Origin of the sequence: Vibrio sp. 1727, from assembly GCF_033344415.1 — a bacterium.
Taxonomy (GTDB): Bacteria; Pseudomonadota; Gammaproteobacteria; order Enterobacterales; family Vibrionaceae; genus Vibrio; species Vibrio alginolyticus.
This window is the reverse complement of sequence record NZ_JAWPOT010000009.1, coordinates 86,956-111,110: the sequence shown is the minus strand read 5'-3', so window position 1 is coordinate 111,110 and position 24,155 is coordinate 86,956. Positions and strand designations below refer to the sequence as shown.

Genomic DNA, 24,155 nt, shown 5'->3' with positions numbered 1-24,155 from the left:
CAAACCCCGCTATTTTGATAGCGGGGTTTGAAATTAAAGGCGAAGTACGATGCTCTATTCTTCTCGCACTACAGGAAAACGTTGCTCATAAAGTTCCATAAAGTCCTTACGAATTAAGTGCTCTAAGTGGTTCGCTTTATCGGTTGGGCAGAAAATCATCACGTGCAGAATTTGTTCACCATTAATGTTGCTAGAAATATGCATATGTGGCTCAGAACCAGGAAGGTCAACACCGGCATGTTTTTCAATCATCGCATTGTAACGATGTGCAACATCAGCAAAGTAACTGCAATGTTCTTCAATTTTATCAGTTAAAATCGGTAGCAGTGGATACAAATTGACGAAGTCTTTCACCACTACAGAAAAGTTGTGGTAAACGTACCGCTTCATGAAGTTGAGGTTCTTTACTGGATAGGTAAAGAACATACTATTAGGCAATGTCGCTGTTTTGCCGGTGTAATGATATTGCCCATGATGCAGGTCGATCTCTTGAATCACCGTCGCCATCATATTGTGCTCAATCACTTCACCGCATAACTTCCCGACCTCAATCCAGTCCCCAACGCGAAAAGAACGTGAACTTGCTCTTTGAATCGAACCCGTAAAACACAAAATGATTTCTTTGGATGCCACTACAATGGCAACGGCAATCGCCGTTACACTCAGAGCAAACTCGTTAATTTCTGATTGCCATAAAATAAATAAAATCAGTAATGTAACAGCAAAGGTGCCATTTTTAGTTCTGGACATCCAACTACGCTGATCTTCTGAGAGAAAAGCGTGATCACCACGAATCATCGATAAAATTGCACGACGAATTAACCACATAATCGCAAAGATCAGTGCGGTAAAAATCAATTTATGAGTGAGAAGAAAATCGACAACTAACTGCACTTTCTCCATTCCACGGCTCCCTCGAATAAAAATACGGCCCAGTAACAGCTAACGATAACAAATTATTTTGTCTGTTGTCCGTGCTCACTCAAGTCTTTTTGAAATTACTCCTCTCTGAAGGCGCGATTCATGCTTTCTGTAATTGGCTTTATTAGGTAGCTCAATGGCGTTCGTGGCTCAGATAAAATAAGCACTTCGGCATTCATACCTGAGGTTAAACGATGTTTTGTCACATCTTCCGGTGAAATTGCAATTCTAGCGAGATAAAAATCTTCTTGGTTTTCTTGCGAGAGCTTATCGGCAGAAATCGTCAGCACTGTACCGTCTAAAGGTGCCAACGTCCGTGCATTCAGAGCGGTCAGACGAACATGCGCTTGCTGGCCTGGATTCACTAAATCAATATCCTGAGGATTAACACGAGCCTCGACTAACAACTTATCGTCTTGCGGGACCAGTTCTAGTAACGTTTCACCCGAGCCAATCACACCTTTTTCGGTAAACACTTGCATGTTGACTACGCGACCAGAAATAGGTGCGTTGATCGTTGTTCTTGCGACAATATCTTGAGCGGAGCGATATTCTTCCCGAATTGCGACAATTTCCGTTTTGGTGTTTCGTAGTTCCTCTACAATCTCATTCAGCCTTTCAAGCTTCAACTCTTCAATTTGCGCCAAGTTCTCATCTAACCTTTTTCGCACGGTGAGCGACTGCCTGTCTAACTGGCTTAAGGTACTTCTCACCTCCGCTGCTAGGCGCTTGAGTTGAAGTAAGGTAGATTTTCCCGAGAAACCTTTTTGCACCAAGGCTTGGTTGCTGTCTATTTCTTCAGCAATAAAGTTGAGCCGTTCCGTCTCAATCACTTTGGTTTGCTGAAGGTTTTCAAGCTCTAAATTTGCTCCAGAAATACTCTGCTCAATGATACTCAGTTTACTATCAAAGAATCGCTTTCTCGCTTCAAAGATCTTGTTTTGAACCAGTTGTGCTTCTTGTACGATATCGACACGGGGAATGCTTTCAAGATCATCAGACCATACAATCGTTGGAAGCTCATCAAGCTCCGCACTTAAACGGTTTTCCTTTACTAGAGTATGGATAAAACGACCACTTAACGAGTCCAACTTAGCCATAGCTTGACGCTTAGAAAGTTGAATTAATAACTGACCTTTTTCGACTAAATCCCCTTCCTGTACATATAGCTTTTCAATAATACCGCCTTCTAAATGCTGAATTTCTTGTCGCTTAGTGAGAACTGACAAATCACCATAAGCAATCGCTGCACTTTCTAATTTGGCTGTTGCAGCCCAGTAGCCAAGACCTCCAAGAAAAACACTTAAGGTCACCACACCGAGTAAAATTGGTTTTCGAAAGCTTAGTCTCGCTTTGGGGCTAAAACGATATACGATCTCGGTAGAACTCTGATTAACGGTTGGCAGTTGATTGCTCATTTCTTACCCTTGGGATATCTGTTCTTTCTTCGCCCATCAAACGTTTTAATACTTCATCTTTAGCGCCGTATAACTTGACTCGGCCGTCAGCCAAATACAACAGCCTATCCATTTGTCGCAACGTACTCGGATTGTGGGCAATGACGATAATCGTTGTACTCTGTGCTTTTAAATGGGCAATCAAACGTTGATACGCAGCCTCTCCCTCACCATCGAGGTTGGCATTCGCTTCATCGAAAATCACAATAGAAGGGTCGCCATAAACGGCTCTTGCAAGAGCGATTCTCTGCCTTTCCCCCCCAGATAAACCACGGCCATTTTCACCAATAATGCAATCATAGCCTTTGTTTTTCTTGAGTATTAATTCATGACATCCTGCTAGTTGAGCCGCCTTGATGACTTTAGCGGGGTCTTCTTCTTTAAAGCGCGCGATGTTCTCTCGAATTGTGCCAGGAAATAACTCCACCTCTTGAGCGAGATACCCAAAATGCACGCCGCGATCTTCAGATGCCCATACGGAGACTTCCATTCCATCAAGAGTCACTTTACCCGCTAATGGCTTAACCGTACCTAATAACAGCCGAGCAAACGTCGATTTACCCGTACCAGAAGGGCCAATCACCCCAACAGCAACACCCGGAGGAATCGATAAGTTGATCGATGAGAGCACTGGTTCGGTTGCTCCAGGATGGCGATAGGCCAGTCCGGTAAGCTCATAGTGTCCTTTTGGTTTAGGCAGTGGCATATCTGATTCATCTTGGCGCACGATCGCATCGATTTCTTTCAACCTTTTATAGGCGCCTTTAGCAGACATCGCACTTCGCCACGTGCCTATCGCCTGCTCCATCGGCGATAATGCCCGACTCATTAATATGGAGCTCGCGATCATCGCCCCTGCCGTTATCTCATGTTGGATAACTAACCATGCACCACCTCCCAGTAAAAATATCTGTAGTGACCCACGCACAAACTTAGAAAAGTTAGCCATGTAGATGGACTTACCTGCAACTCGCTCTTCAAGCACATTCACTTCACTCACGCGCGACTGCCACTTCTCTAAAAATGCATTCATCATCCCCATTGCGAGAATTGAATTGGAGTTTTGCGTGGCTAATTCTGCGTTGTTGATATGAGAAATCGCTCTGACTTCGCTCTCTTGCATTGTTTTACGCGTCATTAGCTCATTAAGTAGACCTAGGCTAAACAATACGATAGATCCAAGTAACGCGATGTGACCTAGTATCGGGTGCAATAAATACACAAATAAAATAAACAGCGGTGTCCAGGGCGCATCCAACAGTGGATAAGGTGCTTGACTGCTCAAAAAGCTTTTGATGTTCTGAATGTCTCTCAGAGTTTGCGAGGTATAACTCTTCCCAGTATGTGATTGATATTGAATCGTGCGCTTGAGCATGAAAGCGGAGAGTTTTGTGTCCATCCAATAACCAAAAGATTTACTCATTTGTGCTCGTGCAATGTCGATGATGGACATGGTTAACAGCGCGACAATTACGATGACAGTGAGCAAGAATAAAGTATCGGTTGAGTAGGAGGATATCACTCGGTTGTACACTTGAAGCATGTACAGCGGAATCGAGAGAACCAATAAGTTGATAAAAAGGCTAAAAACGATTAGCAAGCCCGAAAGCGTGCATAGTTTTTGTTTCACTTCTTTGAAAACCGTTTTTTGCACGACTACTTCCGTTTAATGTGAAAATTGTAGGCGCCAGAAATACTAGCGCCTAACTTAAGGTAACCTCAAATCGCTCTAGAGTGTCCGATTAGTTCACCTCAGCATGGCAGAGCCACGCAAACTAATTCCCATCCAGAGTTATTTTCAGTCGTTTAGATTACGAACAGATCAGCACCATAGGTGTTGATGTCAGTTTCAGTCACGCCAATAAGTTTCACTGTTAGATCAGCCCCATCGGTAAACACTGCATTCCCAACTGCATCGTAGCTAAAGCTTAAATCACCAAAGTCTGTGACAGAGTCGCTAATGATGTGCAAAGAGTCTTCACCAATGGTGAAATCAACAACTTTGGCTTCGCCATGGCCACCAAACTTATCCGTGAACACAAACTTATCGCCATTGCTGCCGCCAACTAAAACGTTGTCACCAGAACCAGCAACAAGAATATCTTCACCGACACCACCATTTAATTTATTGTCGCCCAGCAAACCCAACAGCAAGTCATTACCGGTACCACCGCCGAGGTAGTCGTTTCCTGTACCAGCCCTAAGGATGTCATCTCCAGCACCACCAGTTAGGCGATCATCGCCGTCACCGCCGATCACATAATCATTACCGCCACCGCCAACAAACGAGTCATTACCACCAAAACCGATAAACAAATCATCGCCGCCATCGAAATCAGCAAATTGGTTATTTACACCTGCATCGCCTAAATACGTGTCATTGTCACTTGCGCTCATTTTTATTCCCTCTTAGCTTATTAATTGAATAGACCTTCTGTTCCACGTCTGACTAGATTCGTCACGACATGAGAAGTCTAATAGTCAACTGAATAGGAATAAGTTTGAATATGGGATGATATTTCAGACTGACATTTTAATAATAAATATAAAATTTAGTACTTTATAGAGTATTTTCTTTTTATTACAGCAAGTTAATACTAGTACTACAGGTTTCTCTTAGCCCAACTTGTAGCTTGCGTACGGTTCTTTACTTCTAACTTTCTAAAAATATTGTATAGATGTGATTTAATAGTATGCTCGCTGATAAATAAAGAATCAGCGATTTCCATATTTGAACCACCTTCTTTCAACATTTTTAAAACCTGAACTTCACGCCGAGTAAGCTCAACCTCAATAGCAGGTTCGATAATGCTATTTACTTCTCTGCCTCGATAATAATTTACTATCTGATCAAGTAATCTTCGAGACAGCCAATTATCCCCTTTTATTATTGCTTTTAATCCCTGACAAACCTTGTCCATTGAATCTCCTGGACCAAATATACCTTTTACATGAGGCCAAGAAGCGAGTTCTTCTGTGTCTAAGTCATAACCTAGATTAAGCATTATAGTTCCTAGCACTTTATTACTATCTTTTAAATAAACTAAAGTTTCGGAAGGAATCTCAACTGAAAAATCAACAAGCAAAAAGTAGCGTTCCGGAATGAGTTCATGATAACTAGGGTTTTTAGTATCAATGATCGTTATTTTAGTTTCTGTATTTTTAGAAAGCATTTCCTTAAAGTTTTCACTCTGTAAACTTTGTTGAGTGAGCATTAGGATTTCAGGCTTTTCCATATACTGTTCCATAATGTTTCTCATACTTTCAGTGACTTAACATTCTTAAATTAGTAGTTAATCGTCAGCACTTAGTTTGATATGTAAGTGCTAGTTCACAGAGTAAAGTTATTTGCTACTTTTTTAAATTCTAAAGTTATTAAAAAGAGAACCAAAAAAAGTGTTTCTCATAAAAGAAACACTTTTAACACATTCAGGTCACAGAAATTATTAAGAGTTTACTAAATTAGGCAACCTAATATTGCAATAGCATTACACCGTTAACGAGTTGTCTGAAATATTTTCCTTTGCCCAAATAAGTGCTTGAACTCTATTTTTCACATCAATCTTCTTGAAAATATTATGTAAATGCGTTTTTACCGTATTCTCGCTGACAAATAATTGTTCGGCGATTTGTTGATTGGACGCCCCCATGGAAAGAAAGGTAATTATTTGTTGCTCTCGTTTGGTCAGAATAGCGGAAACATTCTTATTTATAGGTTTGCAATGTCGACGAAGGTAAGTAATGTACTGCTGAGAAAACTTACGGCTGAACCACATATCTCCTTGAAGCACCTTACCAATACCAACTTGCAACGTTTTTATATCATCAGAGGTATAGAAAATACCGGCCAAAGTACGCCAAGCAAAGAGATCTTCTGTCGATATGGATTGCTCACAATTAATTAAGATTTCAAGCGTGTCTTTCTGCTTGGCCGCTTTAAACTCCGCATAACGGCGAAAAATTTCATCCGTGATCACGCTGCAATCAACAATAATGGCTGATGCAAGAGATTCATGTAACACTCCGTGAATCAGATTATCTGGCGTGATTAGAGCAACACTAATATCGAGTTTGGTCTCCAATACATCTTTCAACAGAGATGACTGTAGACTTCCCTCCGTGATTAAAATAACGTTTCTTTTTTTTTGCTGCTCCATCCTGATCGCATTCCCTTGGTCGTTTTTATTGAAATACGCAATAGATTTAGATAGAGCGGTAGTATTGTCAAGTATGAAAATCACTAGTACTAATTAATAACTCATTGAAGTGTCAATAATTTTTAAGTGGCAAGTATGTGAGAGGTATTAGCATTTTTCAGACATTAAAAAAGGGAGTATAAACTCCCTTTTTGTGTTTGAGCAGGTGATTTAATCACGCACGTTAGAGGCAAAACACCACCTAACTTAGTGGATTGGAACTGCGTTTTTTTGGTTAAACTTACCAAAGTGTTGTTCTAACACTTCTGGCGTCAGCTTACCTTCCGCTTCCAGCTTTTTCAGCTCAGCGACGATCGCTTTTTGCTCTTCTAGCGACGGCAGTTTTACTTCTGGCTCCTGAGCGGTTTCTTGAGAAATTTGCTCTAGTTCTTTTTCGAAGTCATTCATAGTACTTACCTAAAATTAATGATTGAACTTTTAAACTTCGCCTATTCTATCCAACTCTATAACTTGAAGCTACCAACCATCTTGTCCAAACGAGAAGAGAGCGCTTGAAGATCGCGACTTGCATCCGCCAACTCTTCTGCTGTCGCGGTTGTCATTTCATTTATCGCGTTGATTTCTTCGATATTTTGATTAATGGTATGCACCACCGTGGATTGCTCTTCCGTCGCCGTTGCAACCTGTGTATTACGATCAGAGATGTCGGTGATTCGTTCAGAAATACTGATTAATACCTCGACTGCTTCATCGGTAGAAGTAACCCCTTCTATGGTGACCGCTTTGCCCGCTTCCATAGCACTTACCGCGTCTTGTGCGTCACTTTGAAGCTGATTGATCATGCGCTGAATCTCTTCTGTAGAATCGGCCGTGCGTGAAGCTAGGTTTCTTACCTCATCAGCAACAACCGCAAAACCACGTCCCTGCTCACCAGCACGAGCAGCCTCAATTGCAGCGTTTAGCGCAAGTAAATTCGTTTGCTCAGATATGTCACGAATTACACCCAGAATCGAGCCAATATCTTTGGTTGTCGATGCCAACTGCGTCACAACAATATTGGTTGTTTCAACATCATCGGCTAGGCGGCTGATCACCTCTTTTGCTTTCATCACAACTTCTCGACCAGTTTGAGTGTTATCTGAAGCCTGATTTGCCGTATCAGCAGCGGTAGCAGCGTTCGATGCAATTTCACTGATGGTCGCACCCATTTGGTTGATAGCTGCAACTACTTGAATGGTTTGATCACGCTGCTCTTGGCTGTTGTCGTGTGTGGATGTTGCTTTCGTTGACACACTTTCTGCCGCTTGACTTAATGAGCCACTGGTTAAAGCAACCTCTTTCATCGTGGCATGAATCTTCTCAATAAATCCATTAAAGCCTTTTGAAAGCTGAGCAATTTCATCATTACCCTTAATTTCAATACGCTGCGCCAAATCGCCTTCACCTTGCCCAAGGTCGGTAAAACGACCGGCAATCAGCCGGATTGGTTTCGTAATGCTGTTTGCTAACCATACGCCCATGAGGATGAATACAACGGCAACAATGATGGTCGTAAACAGCATTTTTTTAGCTGTCGCATTCAGGTCTGCGAATACTTCATCAACGGGAACCACGCCAATAACAAACCAGTTCATTGAAGGAACATACAAACTAGAAACAAAAGTATCCTGCCCTTCAAACTCCACATTAATTAGGTTGAAGCTATTTTTGTTCAACAGCGCACTTGCGTCACTACCAAATAGTTTAGTGATAGAAGTTTGGTTCTTACCTTGTTGGCGGTGTATTTGAATCTGGCCTTGTTCATTAGTGAGGAACACGTAACCCGTATCTTCAATTTTAAACCCATTGAGCAAAGTAACCATGTCTCCCATAGATTTAGAGAGACCTGACATTGATGTACCATTAAGATCTTGGAAATTGGCAAACATTTTCACTTCGCCATTTGCCTCTTGGAACACACTCACGGACGTTTCTTGACCAGACGACGTAAATCCAAAGAACCAAGCATCTTGCGTTCGGTTAAGTTGACGTAAGAATCCGTTTTGATTCCAGTAATATGCCGTTTGACGATTCGCTACCGACGCATCATTAAGACCATACTGTGATTTAACGTTATTGAGCTGCTGAACCAACTGAACTTCTACTGACGGATCACGGTCTGTATTAGATAGGGCTTCAACAATAAATTCGTTTGTAGCCAGCTGTTTTGCCGCTTGTTGCATTTCGACAACTTCGCGGTCAATTTCGGTATTGATTTGCTGCAACATCGCAGGTAGCTCGATGTCAATAAGACGATGGCTCAATACATCTCTCGCATGACGCTGAGCCATAACACCAACAATGATTGTTGATGCTAGAACAGCAAACGTAATGCCAAGTACAACCTTCTGTTTGATGCTCAAGGAATGAAGTTTCAACATATTCGGACCTTTTAAAAGAATCACTTGTTATTGGCCCCACAAGGGGAATCAGGTGCATATCTCATGACACGCACACCACGGAATCTTTATCGGCTCATATGTACAAAACTAGAGGCATTTCTCATTATATTATGAAAAATAAATGTAACACACTGTCAAATAAGCACTTTCAGAGATAGCACGTACTTGCAATTCTCTGTAGCGTCCCAATATTGAAAAGATAAATTGCAATAGAGCGTTGGAACTTTTTTCACATGGAAAATGACCAATACTCAACACGAAAATCACATGGATACCGAGAGTCCAAAGCATGCATAAATCTAACTTCGAAACTCTTCAGCAATACTTAGAGTCGCAGATCATCGGACAGCAAGATCTGGTAAAGCAACTGCTTGTTGCGCTTCTTGCGGATGGGCATATTTTAGTTGAAGGCCCTCCTGGGTTAGCAAAAACCCGTGCAGTAAAATCACTCTCAGACTGTGTTGAAGGCGACTTCCACCGCATTCAGTTCACCCCTGATTTGCTGCCAGCCGATTTAACCGGCACCGATATCTTCCGTCCCGAAACCGGAGAATTCACTTTCCAATCAGGTCCTATCTTCAACTCGCTTATTCTTGCGGATGAGATAAACCGTGCGCCAGCCAAAGTACAAGCGGCAATGCTTGAAGCAATGGCAGAGAAACAAGTCACAGCAGGTCGTCATACCTACCCGCTGCCAGAGTTGTTTTTGGTTATGGCAACTCAAAACCCGATAGAGCAAGAAGGGACCTACCCCCTTCCTGAAGCGCAGCTAGACCGCTTTTTATTGCATTTAGAAGTGGAATACCCAGATGCGGAGCATGAGCTGTCTATCTTGCGTATTAACCGCGGAGAAGCAAAAGGCGAAGCAAAGGTTGAACGCCCAATGTTAAGCCAACACGATATATTCACCGCACGTAAAGAAGTGTTGGATATTCATATGGCGGAAACGATAGAGCAGTACATCGTCCGTTTAGTTATGGCGACACGTCAAGCCAACGAATATGACACTGAGTTGGACAAGTGGTTGTCAATGGGTGTGAGTCCGCGTGCCACCATCGCTCTTGATCGCTGTGCACGTGCGCACGCTTGGCTTGCTGGTCGTGATTTTGTCTCTCCGGAAGATGTTCAAACCATGGCTTATCCGGTACTGCGCCACCGTTTATTGTTGAGTTATCACGCTCAAGCGGAAGGCATTACGGCAAACCAGGTCATCGATAAACTGCTAAACCTTGTTGGCAGTGCATAAACAGGTGAGTGATATGTCCGCTACACATTCATTACCACCTCATGCGAATGGGGTGACATTAACCCTTGAAGAGCTGCTCCAATATCGCACTCAATCTGTACGTTGGTTACCACCAGCACAGAGTCTCTGGTCGCAGATGAGTGGTAACCATACCAGTCGCCAAAAAGGGCGAGGTATGGATTTTATGGAGGTACGCCAATATCAACCTGGCGACGATATTCGCAGCATTGATTGGCGAGTCACCGCTAGGACCGGTAAAGCACATACGAAGTTGTTTGCAGAAGATAAAGAGCAAGCGGTCATTCTTTATCTTGATCTAAGTTCTAGTCTACATTTTGGATCTAAGTATGTACTCAAATCCGTTCAATTGGCCCACTTTGCCAGTGTTCTAATTTGGCTAACTCTAGCTAAAAAAGATCGCATCGGCGCAGTGATTGATGACGGACATCAATGTCTTGAATTTCGCCCCTCTTCTTTACAAAGACAAGGGCTGCGGATTCTTAACGCCATAGTCGACATACATAATGCGCAAGTAACTCGTACTGCAAGCAACGACACTCGTACACTGCCGTATGCACAAGTATTGGAGACACTTCATACGCTCACCCCAAAAGGCAGCGAATTGATTATGCTCAGTGATTTTGCCCACGTAACACCAACGGAACTGGCACAACTACGTCGACTCAAACAACACAATAGCGTAAGGGCTGTTCAGTTTTATGATCCGTTAGAAAGAGGCGAAACAGACTTTAGAGGTCAAGTGAAAGCTTCGGATGGGCTGCATAGTCAATGGTTTAACTTTGGCTCTAAAGGACAACGAAGAGAACTCGAAAACCACTTTACCCAACATCAAGAAACCATTAAGCAGCAGTGCCATTCGATAGCAATTCCATTTAACACGCTATCAAGTGGCTGGCCCTTAATTTCACAATTAAGCTAACAAACTGACAAGCAGTATTTATTAAGCAGTAATAATAATGACAACAAACAACCAAAGCCTAGACCTTGAACCTTTGATTTTGCCAAACGCACCGGATTGGTTTCCGCTCGCTTGGGGATGGTGGGTGGTGCTTGCAGCCACCTTGCTCTTCGTTTTCGGCATTTGTCTTTATGTGAGATGGCGTAAAAAACACTTACGCGCAAAAAAGACAGCATTAACACTTTTAACTCAACCTACCGCGCCTCATACCCCCTCTTCTGCTCTGGAAATATTGCGCCAGGCAGCATTGAGTTACTTTCCGCGTGAAGAGATCGCACCATTAACTGGAATCGCTTGGTATAAATTTCTCGATAGCCATACCAAAGAGACTCGATTCGTAGACAAACAACATCAGTGGCAAGAAGCGTTGTATCAGAATTCCTCCCAAGGGCATCATCAAAGCTTGGTAGACGATTGTGTCTTTTGGATAACCTACGCTTTGCCACCAAAGAAAAAGGCAAATAACCGTGACTGAGCAAACACTCATAACCGATCTTGCCCAATGGCTAAACATTGAATTTGTCTGGTGGTGGGCACTGTTTTTGTTGCCCATCCCCTGGCTGGTATACAAGTTCCTGCCACAAGAATCTCAACAAGCCGAGATCAAATTGGCGTACTTACCAACCAATGAGAATCGCAGCAAGCCTAAGCAAGCGCTGCAAAAAGCACTTTCAATCGCGATCTGGGGCCTTCTTGTCGTCGCTTGTGCGCGTCCAGTTTGGTTTGGCGATCCCGTTGAATTCCAACCCAAATATCGGGACTTGATGTTAGTCGTCGATCTGTCCGGTTCGATGCAGCAGGAAGACATGGAACTCAACGGCGAATATATCGATCGCCTCACAGCAGTCAAAAAAGTTCTGTCTGATTTCGTAGCAAAGAGAAAAGGTGACCGTCTCGGAGTTGTTTTGTTTGGCGACCATGCTTATTTGCAAACACCACTCACTGCAGACCGAAAAAGCGTCATGCAACAGATTAATCAAACCGTCATCGGTTTGGTTGGTCAACGAACCGCCATTGGTGATGGTATTGGTTTAGGCACAAAAACCTTTGTAGACAGTGATGCTCCCCAACGAGTCATGATTTTGCTCAGTGACGGCAGCAATACTGCAGGGGTGCTCGAGCCGCTAGAAGCAGCGGAAATTGCGAAAAAATACAACGCCACTATTTACACCGTGGGCGTGGGCGCTGGTGAAATGATGGTGAAAGAGTTTTTCATGACTCGCAAAGTCAACACCGCAGCCGACTTAGATGAACAAACACTGACTAAAGTGGCAGAGGTGACAGGTGGACAATATTTTCGAGCGCGAGATACGGAAGAGCTCGAAAAGATTTATGACACCATCAACCAGCTAGAACCCGTATCTAGCGACACACAAACTTGGCGCCCACAGTCTGAATGGTTTCCATATCCATTAAGCGCTGCATTTGTATTATCGGTATTGTTATTCCTATTAAGGAGAAAACATGGCTGAGTTTATTTTCCTCAATCCTTATTGGCTTTTGGGGCTCATCGTGATCCCTATTGCACTCTTGCTTAATTACAAATTTAGAGCCCAAAAGTCCACACTGATTGCCCCTCACCTATCGCGGATGCTCGGACAAAACACGCAGTCTAAGCATTACTTCACTCTATGGGGTTTAGCTTGGGCAATAACTTGCATTTCATTAGCGGGGCCAAGCTGGCGGTCCAATGCTCGACCAAGCTTTGAGTTAAACCAAAACCGTATCTTGGTGCTTGATATGTCTCGCTCTATGTTTGCTACAGACATCAAACCCAATCGGCTAGCACAAACACGTTATAAGGCGCTCGATTTGCTGCCTAAATGGAAAGAGGGAGCCACTGGACTTATTGCTTACGCTGGCGATGCCTATAACTTAAGTCCACTGACAACTGATTCCAGCACGCTTGCGGGGATTATCGAAAATTTGTCACCAGAGCTGATGCCTTTTCAAGGAGCAAACCTGCCTGCCGCGATTGAACTGGCGATCAACCAGTTTTCTCAAGCCGGCACGCAACAAGGCGATATCATCGTGTTAGCGGATGATCTTGATACGTCAGAGCTGTCTCGCGCGTTAGATTTAGTCCAAGGTACAAAGTTTCGCATTTCTGTTCTTGCCGTCGGGACTCCTAACGGTGCGCCTATCGCGCTGCCCGATGGCTCTCTGCTAAAAACGGCACAAGGCACAACCGTCGTAGCGAAAACAAACCTGAAAAACCTACAGACGCTAGCGAATAAAACTGGCGGCCTATTTGTTCCTATTCAGCACACCAACCGTGATGTTGAAAATATCGCGGCCTTTACTAATAACATTGGTAGCCAGCTTTCTGCGACCCAAAGCGAAGAAGTTAAAACTGATTCTCGTCTCAACAGTGGCTTTTGGTTACTGCCGTTGTTACTTCTTCCTGCGGCTTTACTGTTTCGACGCGGCCTGATTTGGGTGGTAGTTGCGACTGCAGTCCCAGTAACGTGGACACCGCATGCAGAAGCTAATCCGTTCTTAAATGCCGACCAACAAGGATCGCAACTATACAAGCAAGGTGAGTATGAACAGGCGCAAAACCTATTTACAAACCCAAGCTGGAAAGGAGCCGCCAGTTATCAAAAAGGTGACTACGAAGCCGCTATCGAAGCATTTTCTCATGATGCCTCCCTTAACGGCCGCTATAACCTCGCCAACTCGCTCGCTCAAAATGGTCAATTAGAAGATGCGGCTGATTTGTATAAAAAACTGCTAGAGGAAAAGCCTAACTTTGAAGCCGCGAAGAAAAACCTATCGGTTGTAGAAGAAAAGCTAAAACAGCAACAGCAACAGCAACAGCAACAGCAACAGCAACAGCAACAGCAACAGCAACAGCAACAGCAACAGCAACAGCAACAAAAGTCTCAAAACGAAGGGAAAGAAGCGCAAGGACAACAGTCACAAAATCAGCAAGATTCTAAAAATAAAAAAGAAAAACAAAAAACGGAACAACATCAACCGCAACGAGATGACAAGCAAGTGAAGGATCAAGGTGAACCAATACAGGCTAAAGCGCATCCCGAAAAAATGCATCAGGATGATCCTGAGTTCCGTCGACTAGAAGCAGTAGAAAGTGCTCGCGACCCAAGCTTTTTGATCCGTGCGCAAATGCAACTTCAAGCGCAACAAAAACAACCTCCACAACAATCTCAAAAGGAGTGGTAAGCCTGTGATGAACAAAGGCGTAAAACTGGTCTTTATTTTTGTGGCCAGCCTGATATCCAGTTTCTCGGTGATGGCACAGACACTTCAAGCTAGTGTGAATAAAACACAAGTAGCCAAGAATGAAGTGATTAACCTCAGAATCATTTCAGATACTGAGCTCAGCTCAGACTCAATCGACTTCAATGTTCTAGAGAAAGACTTCTTCTTGGGTCAACCTCGTTATGGCCGCTCTAGCAATAACATTAACGGAAGAAAATCAGTGCGTACCGAGTGGAGTATCTCAATTGCACCAATGAAAGAAGGTGTTCTGACTATTCCAAGTTTTTCCGCTGATGGTATGAAAACGGAGCCGATCAAACTACGTGTCAACGCGAGCCAAACAGACCCCAATCTTGATGATCTATTTAGCTTCAATATTACGGTCGACAACAGTACGCTCTACCCTCAGCAATCTGCAACATTACGTATACAGCTTCTAATCAAAGCGGACACTCGACGCCTAGATAACCCACAAATAGTACCTCCGCAAATTGAAGGCATGAAGCTTGAGGCACTGGGTGGCTTACAGCAAAGACAGAAGATCTTAAATGGGTTAGAAGTAGCGGTCATAGAGCAGTCGTTTCGCCTAACGGCCAATCAACCAGGCACTTATACCTTGATAGGTCCTAAACTGACCGGTTCTTATATTTATGGCGACAGCTTGACGGGCTCAACCAAAATAATGCCTATCAACACCAAAGCGGAACGCATGCCAATCACGGTCAAACCGATTCCGAGCGAATTTAAAGGTGAATGGCTTCCTGCTTCAGCGTTAGAAATGACACAGAGCTGGCAAGACGATCAAGGTAATCTACTGTCGATTAACGCGATCAACACAGTAAAGCAAGGTTCTTCACTCACTCGAACCATTCAAGTTAAGGCTCGCGGTACACAAGCCGAATATCTGCCACGAGTCAATATTAGTTACCCGAGTTCACTGCGCGTGTATCCCGAACAACCTAAGTTCGATAGCGGAAGAGATGGCACCGTTACCATGACGGTGAAGCAAGTCATTATTCCTACAGAGGCCGGGAAATATACCTTACCAGGATACGACGTGAACTGGTGGGACAGTCAAAATGATGAAGCGAAGAAAACAACGTTACCAGAGCTAACATTAGACGTAGAGAAAAATGACACTGGGCTAATCACGTTGCCGGAATCGCCTCTTTCAGCGCCTTTAGTGCCAGCCCCTAGTCCTGAATCAAGCGGCGGTGTAAACAGTCTCTGGCGAACGTTAACCTTTGTTTTCTTAGGGCTTTGGATAATGACATTGGGAATCGCAATTTGGGCATGGAAAAAGCGGTCAATAACAGCGAGAGGAACGGTTTCAAATACTGAACAACCACTTTGCATCGACGCGCTAAAAAAAGTCATCGAAGAGGGCGATGCTGCGAAAATTGAACGATCTGTAAATGAGTATTTAACCACTCATCAAGACAGGTTAAACCCTGGTGACGTACAAGTAATTAAGCAAGAGCTTAATGCCAGGAATCAAGCGTATTTTAGTGCTAACCAACAACCTTGGAGCCCTGATTCGCTGCTAGCGAAAATTCAAAACCTTGGCAAAGCAAACGTAACAAAAACCGACCACCAGCTCGAAAAGCTATAAATAACTAGATAACAATGGCAGCTCTCATGAGCTGCCCATTCTCTTATCCGGCCAAATTTGCTTTAGCGGTTTTATCTAGAGCACCAACCGCCGCCCCTTCCCTATCAAGTTGCTCTTATGAACATCACTCACTCAACAAACACTTGGGGCTCGTATTCATATCGCCTTACACAATTTCGCCCATGATTCTTCGCTTGATAGAGTGCCTTATCCGACAACTGATATAAATGGTCGAAATTAAAGTCTTTGCCTTTCGCTTTATAACAGGAGTAACCGACTGAAACGGTAAGTAACTCCCCTTCTGGGTTATGTCGATGCTTTATCCCCTCGCCCTCGATGCACTGACGAATGCACTCTGCTCTCAGTCGAACCTCCTCTTGCTCAGAACCAATCATGAGCAATGCAAACTCCTCACCTCCGATACGGCAAAAAACTTCATCTTCACCTTTGGTATGATGATCCAAGATATAGCCAATTCGCATCAATGCGATATCGCCTTCGAGATGACCATAGTGATTATTGAATAAGCCAAAATGGTCAATATCAATCAGGATCAGGCCAAACGACATGTCGTCTTCACACTCTAGGGCACAATATTTTTGCATCACATGTTCTAACATGCGGCGATTACCAAGACGCGTCAAAGGATCGAGCTTAGAAAGTACCTCAAGCTGTCGATTGGCTTCCTCCAACTCTTTTGTTCGGTTCTGAACCTCCAGCTCTAAGTTTTCGTTTAATTCGCGAATCGCCTCTTGAGCTTGAGTACGTTGCAATACTTCAGCTAAGCTGGACGCGAACATACGAATCACTTCACGTAACTGAGAAGTTAACGGCGCACGTGTCAGCAAATTATCAACAGCGATAAAGGCGATAGGACCACTGCTATTTGAAGTCAATACCGTCATCGCAGCCCAACCAAAGCCAACAATATTACAGTCATGATAAATAGGCACTGATTCTTCAAATGCGACTTCGTTTGGCATTGAGCGAGCCAGATTTATAAGAGAGAAATCTTGGGTTTCGCCAAAGAAGTAAGATTCATCCACCACGTTACCTTGAATATCGGTACCCCACGTTCCTTGCATGTAAGAGCAATTTTCATCAGTTAAAAACACCGCCATTCGATCAATACCAAGATTTTTAATGGCGAAAGTGACGGCCGATTTGCATACTCCACTGACAGAAGTGCAACGTGATAACTCAACCATGCTTGAATGCAACATGCGTACGTTTTGTTCTTGGCGCTTACGAATGTAAATTTGAGAGAAGAGTGAACCAAACGAGTCCAACATCTGTTTTTGATATGCCGTTATCGGCTTACGATGAATAAAGTTATCTAGCGCGAACCACCCAAACGGTTCATTGCCATCGCGTAAAATCAACATCGCATTCCAGCCCTGCCCGATGACCTTGCCTGCTGTGTATATTGGCGCGTCTTCTACAATCACTAAGTTGCTCTCAAGGCTAGATAACGCGGTGATATACTCCTCGCTAAGTTGATGTAAATCGTATTGTGTGTGAAATTCATCAATCGTAATTCCTGACTCATCCGTGCCGTATGTACCACTGAAGCTGCGCTTTTTCATATCGAGAAGCATCAGTGTAGAGCGATCAAACCCAAGTCGTTCACGTAACGCTTCGACGGCTTTGTAGTACAAGTCCTTTAAAGAATCAGGATTAGAGATTTCGAGTGCAACTTGCTGAACTAACTTCATATTTTCGATAAAGCGCTCGCGTTGGCTAATCTCATCAACATATTGCGCTTCACGAATATCTCTGTGCCTGATCTCTTTCGAGGCATTTTTTTCAGCACGAATACATTGCCAACGCGCCGCTGCGAGCTGCATTGCGTCGTAACTTTCTTCATAGATATTATGTGCTGTGCGAGCATGTACAGATTGAATCAGTAGGTAGGTACGTTTGATAGGCGTGTTGTCGAGCATCATGATGTAACTATCACCGCCTAAATCTCGGGTGTGATTCCAGTTACAAGTGTTGATCGCCAGAGGTATGATGCTTTCAGAGGTATCAAACTGACTTGCCCACTCCCAGAATGTCTCAGGATAGTTTTGGGTTGGGTAAAGCTCTCCGCGAGAGAAGCTCATAGAATGACGAGGGTTAATTGAAGGATCTTCAAAAATAGCGAGGGCTTGAGGGGAGAACAGACTCTCTAAATGATCAAAGATTGCCTCCGCTAGCAACCGATGGTCCCTCGTTGAAGACACTTTTCTTGTAAAACTTCTTAAACTCACCCTACCAACCTAATCTACTTTTTTATCCTCGATAAAAAACTACTTAGGCCATGATATGCAATCAATACGTTCAAATTTGAGCTGTTAAGTCATTCGCAAAATTATCAGACTTAGTGTTACATTCGAGAGCTCTTCAGCACTTTTAAAGCCATGTTTCACATAAGTTACATGCTTTATAAACTGGGGAGGAAAGTTGTACTTATTTACAAGATTTTTGTGTTGGTAGATGTTTTAAGCCTACGACTTAAAAAGAAAAAGGCCCCTCATCAAGAGGGGCAAAGTTACCATCGCTTATAGTTATTTAGTTATGCTTGTAAATACGGTGGATTAACCGAAATCACCATTTACGTAGCCTTGAGTACGGTCGTCTTGAGGGTTGCTAAAGATCACTTGCGTATCGTTGTGCTCAACCAGTTCACCCATTAGGAAAAACGCAGTGCGGTCAGAGATACGACGCGCCTGTTGCATTGAGTGAGTCACGATAACGATGGTGTAGTTCTTCTTTAGCTCTTCCATCAGTTCTTCGATTTTGTGTGTCGCAATTGGGTCAAGTGCCGACGTTGGCTCATCCATCAGAATCACATCCGGCTCCATCGCGATTGTACGTGCAATACATAAACGTTGCTGCTGACCACCAGAAAGACCGAATGCGTGTGATTTAAGGCGATCTTTCACCTCATCCCAAAGTGCAGCACCGCGCAGCGAACGCTCTACCACTTCATCAATTGTCTTTTTGTCTTTGATACCTTGAGCACGTAAGCCGTAAGCCACGTTCTCGTAAATGCTCATCGGGAATGGGTTTGGCTTTTGGAATACCATGCCGACTTTGATGCGAAGGTCAGCAACATCAATGTTGCCGTAAATATCTTCGCCGTCCATCGCCAATTTACCTGTAATTTTCACGCCTTCGATTAGGTCATTCATTCGGTTCAAACAGCGTAGAAGCGTTGATTTTCCGCAACCTGACGGGCCGATAAGTGCCGTCACTTGGCGAACTGGAATTGGTAAGTTGATCGATTTCAGTGCTTGGTTGTCACCGTAGAATAGGTCTAGGTTTTCAATATCAAATTTGTTCATTGTCTTAATCTCTTAATTCTTGAATTCGTGTCTTTTAACGTGCGTTCTTAATTAGTGTTGTTAGTAAGTTGCGGTGTTAAAACGTCTAGCAATCAGTTTCGTTACCATGTTGATCAAGAGAACAACTACGATAAGCACTGTTGCCGTACCGTAAGCCTGATTCCATTCTTCAACGGTAAACAGTTCGGTAGTCAGTTTGTATAGGTGAACGGTTAGCGTACGACCTGAATCCAATAAAGAATCCGGAATACGTGCAACCATACCTGCTGTCAGGAATACTGGAGCAGACTCACCAATGACACGACCAATACTTAGAATGACCGAGGTTAAGATACCTGGCATTGCGCTCGGAAGAATCAAACGCCAGATAGTGTAAATCTTAGAAGCACCGAGGCCATAAGAGCCTTCACGGTACGTTTGTGGTACTGCCATCAGCGCTTCTTCCGTTGTACGGATGATAACTGGCAGGATTAGGATACTTAGCGTCAATGCACCCGACAGAATCGAGAAGCCAAGGCCAAGAATCGCCACGAAGAAAGTCATACCAAACAGGCCGAAAATGATCGACGGGATACCCGCCAATGACTCGGTACAGAATCGGATGATTTTCACCAAACGACTGCCCACTTTCGCGTATTCGGTCAAGTAGATTGCCGTCATGATACCGAGTGGCGCTGCCACTGCGATAGAAGCGATAACCATGTAAATGGTCGCCACAATCATTGGGAAGATACCGTGCTCTTCACCTGTGCGCGTATAGTTATCAGTAATGAAGTTCCAATCTACGTGTTGTAGACCGTTTGATAGGATGTACCAGATAATCCAGAACAAGAAACCTACCGTTAGTGCTGCCGAGATCCAGACAAATGCGTTAAAGACATTATCTTTGAACTGGCGTGCTTTTTTTAGTTTTGCGCGATCCATAATAGTCACCTTTAACGAGCGATTACTTCGCTTTTTCTCGGTTTAGGTACAGTAGTACAGCGTTCAACGACATGATGAAGACCAGAAGTACTACACCTGTAGCGTAAAGTGCGTTCGCGTGAACACCACTTGCGTAAGACATTTCAATAGCGATGTTTGCAGTTAGTGTACGAGCCGAATCCAAGATGCCTTCTGGCATTGCCGGCGCGTTACCCATAACCATGATAATCGCCATGGTCTCACCTAATGCACGACCGATACCCAGAATCACACCTGTCATGATGCCTGAGCGAGCCGCTGGAACGAGCAACTTAAAGATGGTGTAGATTTTCGATGCGCCCAGTGCCAAAGAACCTTCTTTATAAGTACGAGGGACAGCGCGAATAGACGTTTCAGAAACCGTAATTACTGTTGGTAGAATCATCACACCAAGAACAATAATACCGGCCAAGATAGTGTTACCTGCAGGTACATCAAATACTTTCTGAATCAATGGAACGATAATAACCAGACCGAAGAAACCGTAGACCACTGAAGGAATACCGGCTAGCAGCTCAACCGCTGGACGGATAATGTCTGCTAATCGCTTTGGTGCGATTTCAGCGATAAAAATGGCGGTCAGAACACCAATGGGAACCCCAACAATGACAGCACCAGCCGTCGATACGATAGATGCCACAATCATGGTGGCGACACCGTAAAGCGCAGGTGGTAACCAGTTTTGTCCTAAGACAATGCCCGATACGCCTGCTTCTTGGAATGCCGGAATACTCTCTCGAACGATGAAGTATGCAATAACGGCCAATGAAACAATGCCGATTACGGCACTCGTTAGGAACAAGCCGTGGAAGATGCGCTCTTTCCAGTCTACACGACGCTTCTCGCGTAGGCCTGACTTGCTGATAGCTCTAGCGTCAGTATTCATAAGCTTTTCACTATTTGTTGCGATGGTCATTTAAAAATCTCACGGTTCTGGGCAATGCCGTTGAACACAATGGATAGAAAAGGCTCAGCCCGAAACGTTGGGCTGAGCAAACTTTAGAGTCCCGATGGGATTAGTTAACTGAGATGTAACCTTTTTGGTCAACTAGCGCTTGCGCTTCGTCAGTTAGCATCCAGTCTAGGAATTTTTGCGTTTCTGTTGATGGCTTGCCTTCTTTGTAAAGAACAAGGAATGGACGCGCTACTTTGTAAGAACCGTTTTTAACGTTAGCTACCGTTGCATCAACGCCGTCGATTGCTAGCGCATTAACAGTGTTGTCTACAGTACCAAGAGAAATGTAGCCGATTGCGTATGGGTTAGATGCAACCATTGTTTTCAGTGCGCCGTTACCGTTTGCAACTTGAGCACGTTGAGAGATAGCTGATACCTTCTTACCAGAAATCTTCATTTTTAGAGACATGATGTCTTCAAATGCGCCACGAGTACCAGAAGCTGTGTCACGAGTAATGGCTACGATTGGCTTGTCTGCACCACCGACTTCTTTCCAGTTTGATACTTCGCCTTTGTAGATTGCAGTCACTTGCTCGGCTGTTAGACCTGGCAGTTTGTTTTGTGGGTTAACAACCACTGCGATACCATCACGAGCAACCACTTCTTCGATTAGTGTTGATTCTTTTTCAGAGTCTTTTAGATTACGAGAAGACATACCAAGGTCTGCTGAACCATTTTTCGCTGCTTTTACACCAGCTGAAGAACCAGGACCTTGAACTTCGATAAATACGTTAGGGTTCTTCTTCATGTACGTTTCAGAGAAAACTTCCATCAGTGGAGTTACGCTGCTAGAACCCACTGCAGAGATAGTTTCTTTAGCAGAAACAGGAGTCACTGCCATTGCGCCTAGAAGTGCGATTGCACCGATTACTGTCTTTTTCATCACAATTTCCTTAAGTGGCTTTATTGCCGTTGTGTTTCACTTGAACGGTGCTCACTTTAGAATTTGAATATGACAGTTGTGTTTCACTTAGTTGAACCCTCTATGACACGTTGTCATTTCTAACTATTAATTCCGCGACTTATCCCTCTCTCAATTTGAACGTAACGTTTTTATAACGTTGCCTCATGTTCAAGATGATAACCCCATCGATTTTGGTACATTTCATAACAATTAGATATGAGTAACTCATTGATTTGGCAAATATAACAATTAAAATCGAAATGCTTATTTATAAAAAAGATAATAATCAAACCGATAGAGGGTCAATCTCATGCGTCAATTTCTTAGTACGCTTTCTATTAAACTTCAGGTTTTTCTGCCTGTTCTATTCACAGTTATATTACTCATCATTGGACTGAGTGTCGGAATCGGTAAACTCGATCAAGCATTCAATAAGGTTTCGGCTTCCACCCATAAGCTAATCATTCACAAAGAGGAACTTAGCGGCATCGTAGACAACACTTACGCCATGCGCATCAAAGCCATTTATAGTCTATTTAGAGCCGAAGATGTTCAGTCTCTCAACCAAGAGCTTTCTGAGCGACAAAACAAAAACCGCGATTTTCTTAACTCCATCGACAATCTCCCTGGCGTTCAAAATGAAGTCAATGCTATGCGTAAGGCCATGAATCACTATGTTGATTTCACTCGCGTTACCATGACACCTCTGCTCACCACTAAACACTCTTCTGATTACACCACCTCTGATTTCAATCAAAAGTACGAATCTGCAATGGCTGAGTATCGATTAGCTGGCGAAGCGATGATCAACGCCATCGACAAACTATCTAAACAATTGAATCAAATCGTCACCGATGAAGTCGAAACGAATGGCGAACAACATTCAACCACGCTAACTTACAGCGCCGTCTCGCTTGCGGTGATCTTGAGTGCCGCTTCACTTATTAGTTGGGTACTCGCCAGCTACATCGTTGCGCCGATTCGTAACCTTCAAGTAACGATGCAGGAAGTCGCGAAGGGAAACCTACTAGTTAAGGCCGAAGCCATCGGGAAAAACGAAGTGTCTCAGCTGGCTCGAGATGTAAACCAGACCATAGAAAAACTGCGTGAAACTGTAAGCGCATTGGTTCGCATTAGTGAAGATGTGGCATCAGCATCAACCGAGTTAGCAACTGTTATGACTCAAAGCAGCGTCAACTCGGATCAAGAAAAGCAAGAAGTTGAGCAAGTAGCCTCGGCGATCAATCAGCTAGAGTCGACCGCAGCTGAAGTATCGACCAATGCACAAGAAGCCGATAGTGCATCAAATCAAGCACGTACGTTAACCTCACAAAGTATAAGCATGTTTGGGGAAAGCACTCGCGCAAGTGAAAAGATGGCGGAACAACTTAACGAAGCCGCTGCCGTCGTGACTTCACTAAAAGATCAATCAGAACACATTGGTCGCGTGATCGAAGTGATTGAAGGTATTTCTGAGCAAACGAATCTACTTGCACTGAATGCAGCGATTGAAGCTGCACGGGCGGGCGAAAGTGGCAGAGGCTTTGCGGTAGTGGCCGATGAAGTACGTATGCTGGCAGCGCGAACTCAGGAGTCCACCAAAGAGATCCAAACCATTATAGAAGAGCTACAGCAACAATCTGGTCACGCAAATGAAAGTATGCATTCCAGCTTAGCCATGTTGTCAGACAACCAAGCTCTTACACAAGAAGTTAGCCAATCACTTGCTAATATCAGTAATGCTATCGCCGATCTGAACTCAATCAACACTCAAGTTGCGACCGCATCAGAAGAGCAGAAACAGGTTACGGCTGATATCAACAACAACTTAACGAACATCTATGAACTAGTGAGCCAGAACGTCACTGGTATCACTCAATCCGCCGCGGCAGCGCAAGAGTTGTCTGGTTTAGCAGAAAATCAAAAACATCAACTTAAGCAGTTCCAAGTTTAAATACTCTGCTCA

At 43.8% G+C, this 24,155-nt stretch carries 20 protein-coding genes; 7 read left to right on the top strand and 13 right to left on the bottom strand.

The window, feature by feature from the left end:
* Positions 1-54 precede the first annotated feature (54 nt).
* The 8 genes from R8O10_RS10800 to R8O10_RS10765 all read right to left on the bottom strand — a co-directional run bounded on the left by R8O10_RS10800 (position 55) and on the right by R8O10_RS10765 (position 8,955).
* A complete protein-coding gene (locus R8O10_RS10800; RefSeq protein ID WP_005375171.1) occupies positions 55-903 on the bottom strand; it encodes a mechanosensitive ion channel family protein in 849 nt (282 codons plus the stop codon).
* A gap of 95 nt (positions 904-998) precedes the next feature.
* Complete coding sequence (locus tag R8O10_RS10795) at positions 999-2,339, bottom strand: HlyD family type I secretion periplasmic adaptor subunit (RefSeq protein ID WP_318191383.1); 1,341 nt, start codon at positions 2,337-2,339, stop codon at positions 999-1,001.
* Positions 2,314-4,032, bottom strand: a complete 1,719-nt coding sequence (locus R8O10_RS10790; RefSeq protein ID WP_318191382.1) for a type I secretion system permease/ATPase — start codon at positions 4,030-4,032, stop codon at positions 2,314-2,316. The genes R8O10_RS10795 and R8O10_RS10790 overlap by 26 nt, the downstream gene beginning before the upstream one ends.
* A 152-nt stretch (positions 4,033-4,184) precedes the next feature.
* Complete coding sequence (locus R8O10_RS10785; protein ID WP_005375168.1) at positions 4,185-4,775, bottom strand: calcium-binding protein; 591 nt, start codon at positions 4,773-4,775, stop codon at positions 4,185-4,187.
* A gap of 206 nt (positions 4,776-4,981) precedes the next feature.
* On the bottom strand, positions 4,982-5,638 hold the full coding sequence (locus R8O10_RS10780; RefSeq protein WP_318191381.1) for a LuxR C-terminal-related transcriptional regulator: 657 nt from the start codon (positions 5,636-5,638) through the stop codon (positions 4,982-4,984).
* Between the two features lie 228 nt (positions 5,639-5,866).
* Positions 5,867-6,535 carry a LuxR C-terminal-related transcriptional regulator gene (locus tag R8O10_RS10775; RefSeq protein WP_318191380.1) on the bottom strand — a complete coding sequence of 223 codons (669 nt, stop codon included), beginning with the start codon at positions 6,533-6,535 and terminating at the stop codon, positions 5,867-5,869.
* 246 nt (positions 6,536-6,781) lie between these two features.
* The gene (locus R8O10_RS10770; protein WP_005375165.1) at positions 6,782-6,982 is read right to left on the bottom strand and encodes a restriction endonuclease subunit S; all 201 of its coding nucleotides are present in this window, start codon (positions 6,980-6,982) and stop codon (positions 6,782-6,784) included.
* Positions 6,983-7,038: 56 nt separating this feature from the next.
* Positions 7,039-8,955: a methyl-accepting chemotaxis protein gene (locus R8O10_RS10765; protein ID WP_318191379.1), complete on the bottom strand. Its 1,917-nt coding sequence runs from the start codon at positions 8,953-8,955 to the stop codon at positions 7,039-7,041.
* Positions 8,956-9,265: 310 nt separating this feature from the next.
* On the opposite strand from R8O10_RS10765, the gene R8O10_RS10760 reads away from it, so the two are divergent.
* From R8O10_RS10760 to R8O10_RS10735, 6 genes are read left to right on the top strand one after another with little or no spacing between them, the layout of a single operon-like run.
* Positions 9,266-10,222 (top strand): AAA family ATPase, encoded by a 957-nt coding sequence (locus R8O10_RS10760; protein ID WP_054578631.1) that lies wholly within the window; start codon positions 9,266-9,268, stop codon positions 10,220-10,222.
* 13 nt (positions 10,223-10,235) lie between these two features.
* Complete coding sequence (locus R8O10_RS10755) at positions 10,236-11,162, top strand: DUF58 domain-containing protein (protein WP_130545783.1); 927 nt, start codon at positions 10,236-10,238, stop codon at positions 11,160-11,162.
* A 37-nt stretch (positions 11,163-11,199) separates the two neighbouring features.
* Positions 11,200-11,676, top strand: coding sequence for a DUF4381 domain-containing protein (locus tag R8O10_RS10750; protein WP_318191378.1), 477 nt, complete (start codon positions 11,200-11,202; stop codon positions 11,674-11,676).
* Positions 11,669-12,673: a vWA domain-containing protein gene (locus tag R8O10_RS10745; protein ID WP_050550100.1), complete on the top strand. Its 1,005-nt coding sequence runs from the start codon at positions 11,669-11,671 to the stop codon at positions 12,671-12,673. Before R8O10_RS10750 ends, R8O10_RS10745 begins: the two co-directional genes overlap by 8 nt.
* Positions 12,666-14,387: a VWA domain-containing protein gene (locus R8O10_RS10740; RefSeq protein ID WP_318191377.1), complete on the top strand. Its 1,722-nt coding sequence runs from the start codon at positions 12,666-12,668 to the stop codon at positions 14,385-14,387. The genes R8O10_RS10745 and R8O10_RS10740 overlap by 8 nt, the downstream gene beginning before the upstream one ends.
* A gap of 4 nt (positions 14,388-14,391) precedes the next feature.
* Positions 14,392-16,038: a BatD family protein gene (locus R8O10_RS10735; protein WP_318191376.1), complete on the top strand. Its 1,647-nt coding sequence runs from the start codon at positions 14,392-14,394 to the stop codon at positions 16,036-16,038.
* A gap of 128 nt (positions 16,039-16,166) precedes the next feature.
* Here R8O10_RS10735 and R8O10_RS10730 read toward each other — a convergent pair whose 3' ends face one another.
* The 5 genes from R8O10_RS10730 to R8O10_RS10710 all read right to left on the bottom strand — a co-directional run bounded on the left by R8O10_RS10730 (position 16,167) and on the right by R8O10_RS10710 (position 22,168).
* A complete protein-coding gene (locus R8O10_RS10730) occupies positions 16,167-18,290 on the bottom strand; it encodes a GGDEF domain-containing protein (protein WP_258654478.1) in 2,124 nt (707 codons plus the stop codon).
* Between the two features lie 327 nt (positions 18,291-18,617).
* Positions 18,618-19,367, bottom strand: a complete 750-nt coding sequence (gene pstB / locus R8O10_RS10725) for a phosphate ABC transporter ATP-binding protein PstB (RefSeq protein WP_005375156.1) — start codon at positions 19,365-19,367, stop codon at positions 18,618-18,620.
* A 60-nt stretch (positions 19,368-19,427) separates the two neighbouring features.
* Positions 19,428-20,291: a phosphate ABC transporter permease PstA gene (gene pstA / locus R8O10_RS10720; protein ID WP_005383923.1), complete on the bottom strand. Its 864-nt coding sequence runs from the start codon at positions 20,289-20,291 to the stop codon at positions 19,428-19,430.
* 22 nt (positions 20,292-20,313) lie between these two features.
* The gene (pstC, locus tag R8O10_RS10715) at positions 20,314-21,246 is read right to left on the bottom strand and encodes a phosphate ABC transporter permease subunit PstC (protein ID WP_005375154.1); all 933 of its coding nucleotides are present in this window, start codon (positions 21,244-21,246) and stop codon (positions 20,314-20,316) included.
* A gap of 100 nt (positions 21,247-21,346) precedes the next feature.
* Positions 21,347-22,168, bottom strand: a complete 822-nt coding sequence (locus tag R8O10_RS10710) for a phosphate ABC transporter substrate-binding protein (protein ID WP_005375153.1) — start codon at positions 22,166-22,168, stop codon at positions 21,347-21,349.
* A 331-nt stretch (positions 22,169-22,499) separates the two neighbouring features.
* Here R8O10_RS10710 and R8O10_RS10705 point away from each other — a divergent pair, with 331 nt between their 5' ends.
* The gene (locus R8O10_RS10705; RefSeq protein ID WP_005375152.1) at positions 22,500-24,143 is read left to right on the top strand and encodes a methyl-accepting chemotaxis protein; all 1,644 of its coding nucleotides are present in this window, start codon (positions 22,500-22,502) and stop codon (positions 24,141-24,143) included.
* Positions 24,144-24,155: the final 12 nt, after the last annotated feature.

Bases quoted from the DNA above. Each gene is read 5' to 3' on its own strand.
- R8O10_RS10740 (WP_318191377.1), top strand. From the start codon at position 12,666: ATGGCTGAGTTTATTTTCCTCAATCCTTATTGGCTTTTGGGGCTCATC.
- R8O10_RS10775 (WP_318191380.1), bottom strand. From the start codon at position 6,535: ATGGAGCAGCAAAAAAAAAGAAACGTTATTTTAATCACGGAGGGAAGT.
- R8O10_RS10755 (WP_130545783.1), top strand. From the start codon at position 10,236: ATGTCCGCTACACATTCATTACCACCTCATGCGAATGGGGTGACATTA.
- pstC (WP_005375154.1), bottom strand. From the start codon at position 21,246: ATGACCATCGCAACAAATAGTGAAAAGCTTATGAATACTGACGCTAGA.
- pstB (WP_005375156.1), bottom strand. From the start codon at position 19,367: ATGAACAAATTTGATATTGAAAACCTAGACCTATTCTACGGTGACAAC.
- R8O10_RS10780 (WP_318191381.1), bottom strand. From the start codon at position 5,638: ATGAGAAACATTATGGAACAGTATATGGAAAAGCCTGAAATCCTAATG.
- R8O10_RS10795 (WP_318191383.1), bottom strand. From the start codon at position 2,339: ATGAGCAATCAACTGCCAACCGTTAATCAGAGTTCTACCGAGATCGTA.
- pstA (WP_005383923.1), bottom strand. From the start codon at position 20,291: ATGGATCGCGCAAAACTAAAAAAAGCACGCCAGTTCAAAGATAATGTC.
- R8O10_RS10710 (WP_005375153.1), bottom strand. From the start codon at position 22,168: ATGAAAAAGACAGTAATCGGTGCAATCGCACTTCTAGGCGCAATGGCA.
- R8O10_RS10765 (WP_318191379.1), bottom strand. From the start codon at position 8,955: ATGTTGAAACTTCATTCCTTGAGCATCAAACAGAAGGTTGTACTTGGC.
- R8O10_RS10750 (WP_318191378.1), top strand. From the start codon at position 11,200: ATGACAACAAACAACCAAAGCCTAGACCTTGAACCTTTGATTTTGCCA.
- R8O10_RS10705 (WP_005375152.1), top strand. From the start codon at position 22,500: ATGCGTCAATTTCTTAGTACGCTTTCTATTAAACTTCAGGTTTTTCTG.
- R8O10_RS10800 (WP_005375171.1), bottom strand. From the start codon at position 903: ATGGAGAAAGTGCAGTTAGTTGTCGATTTTCTTCTCACTCATAAATTG.
- R8O10_RS10760 (WP_054578631.1), top strand. From the start codon at position 9,266: ATGCATAAATCTAACTTCGAAACTCTTCAGCAATACTTAGAGTCGCAG.
- R8O10_RS10785 (WP_005375168.1), bottom strand. From the start codon at position 4,775: ATGAGCGCAAGTGACAATGACACGTATTTAGGCGATGCAGGTGTAAAT.
- R8O10_RS10770 (WP_005375165.1), bottom strand. From the start codon at position 6,982: ATGAATGACTTCGAAAAAGAACTAGAGCAAATTTCTCAAGAAACCGCT.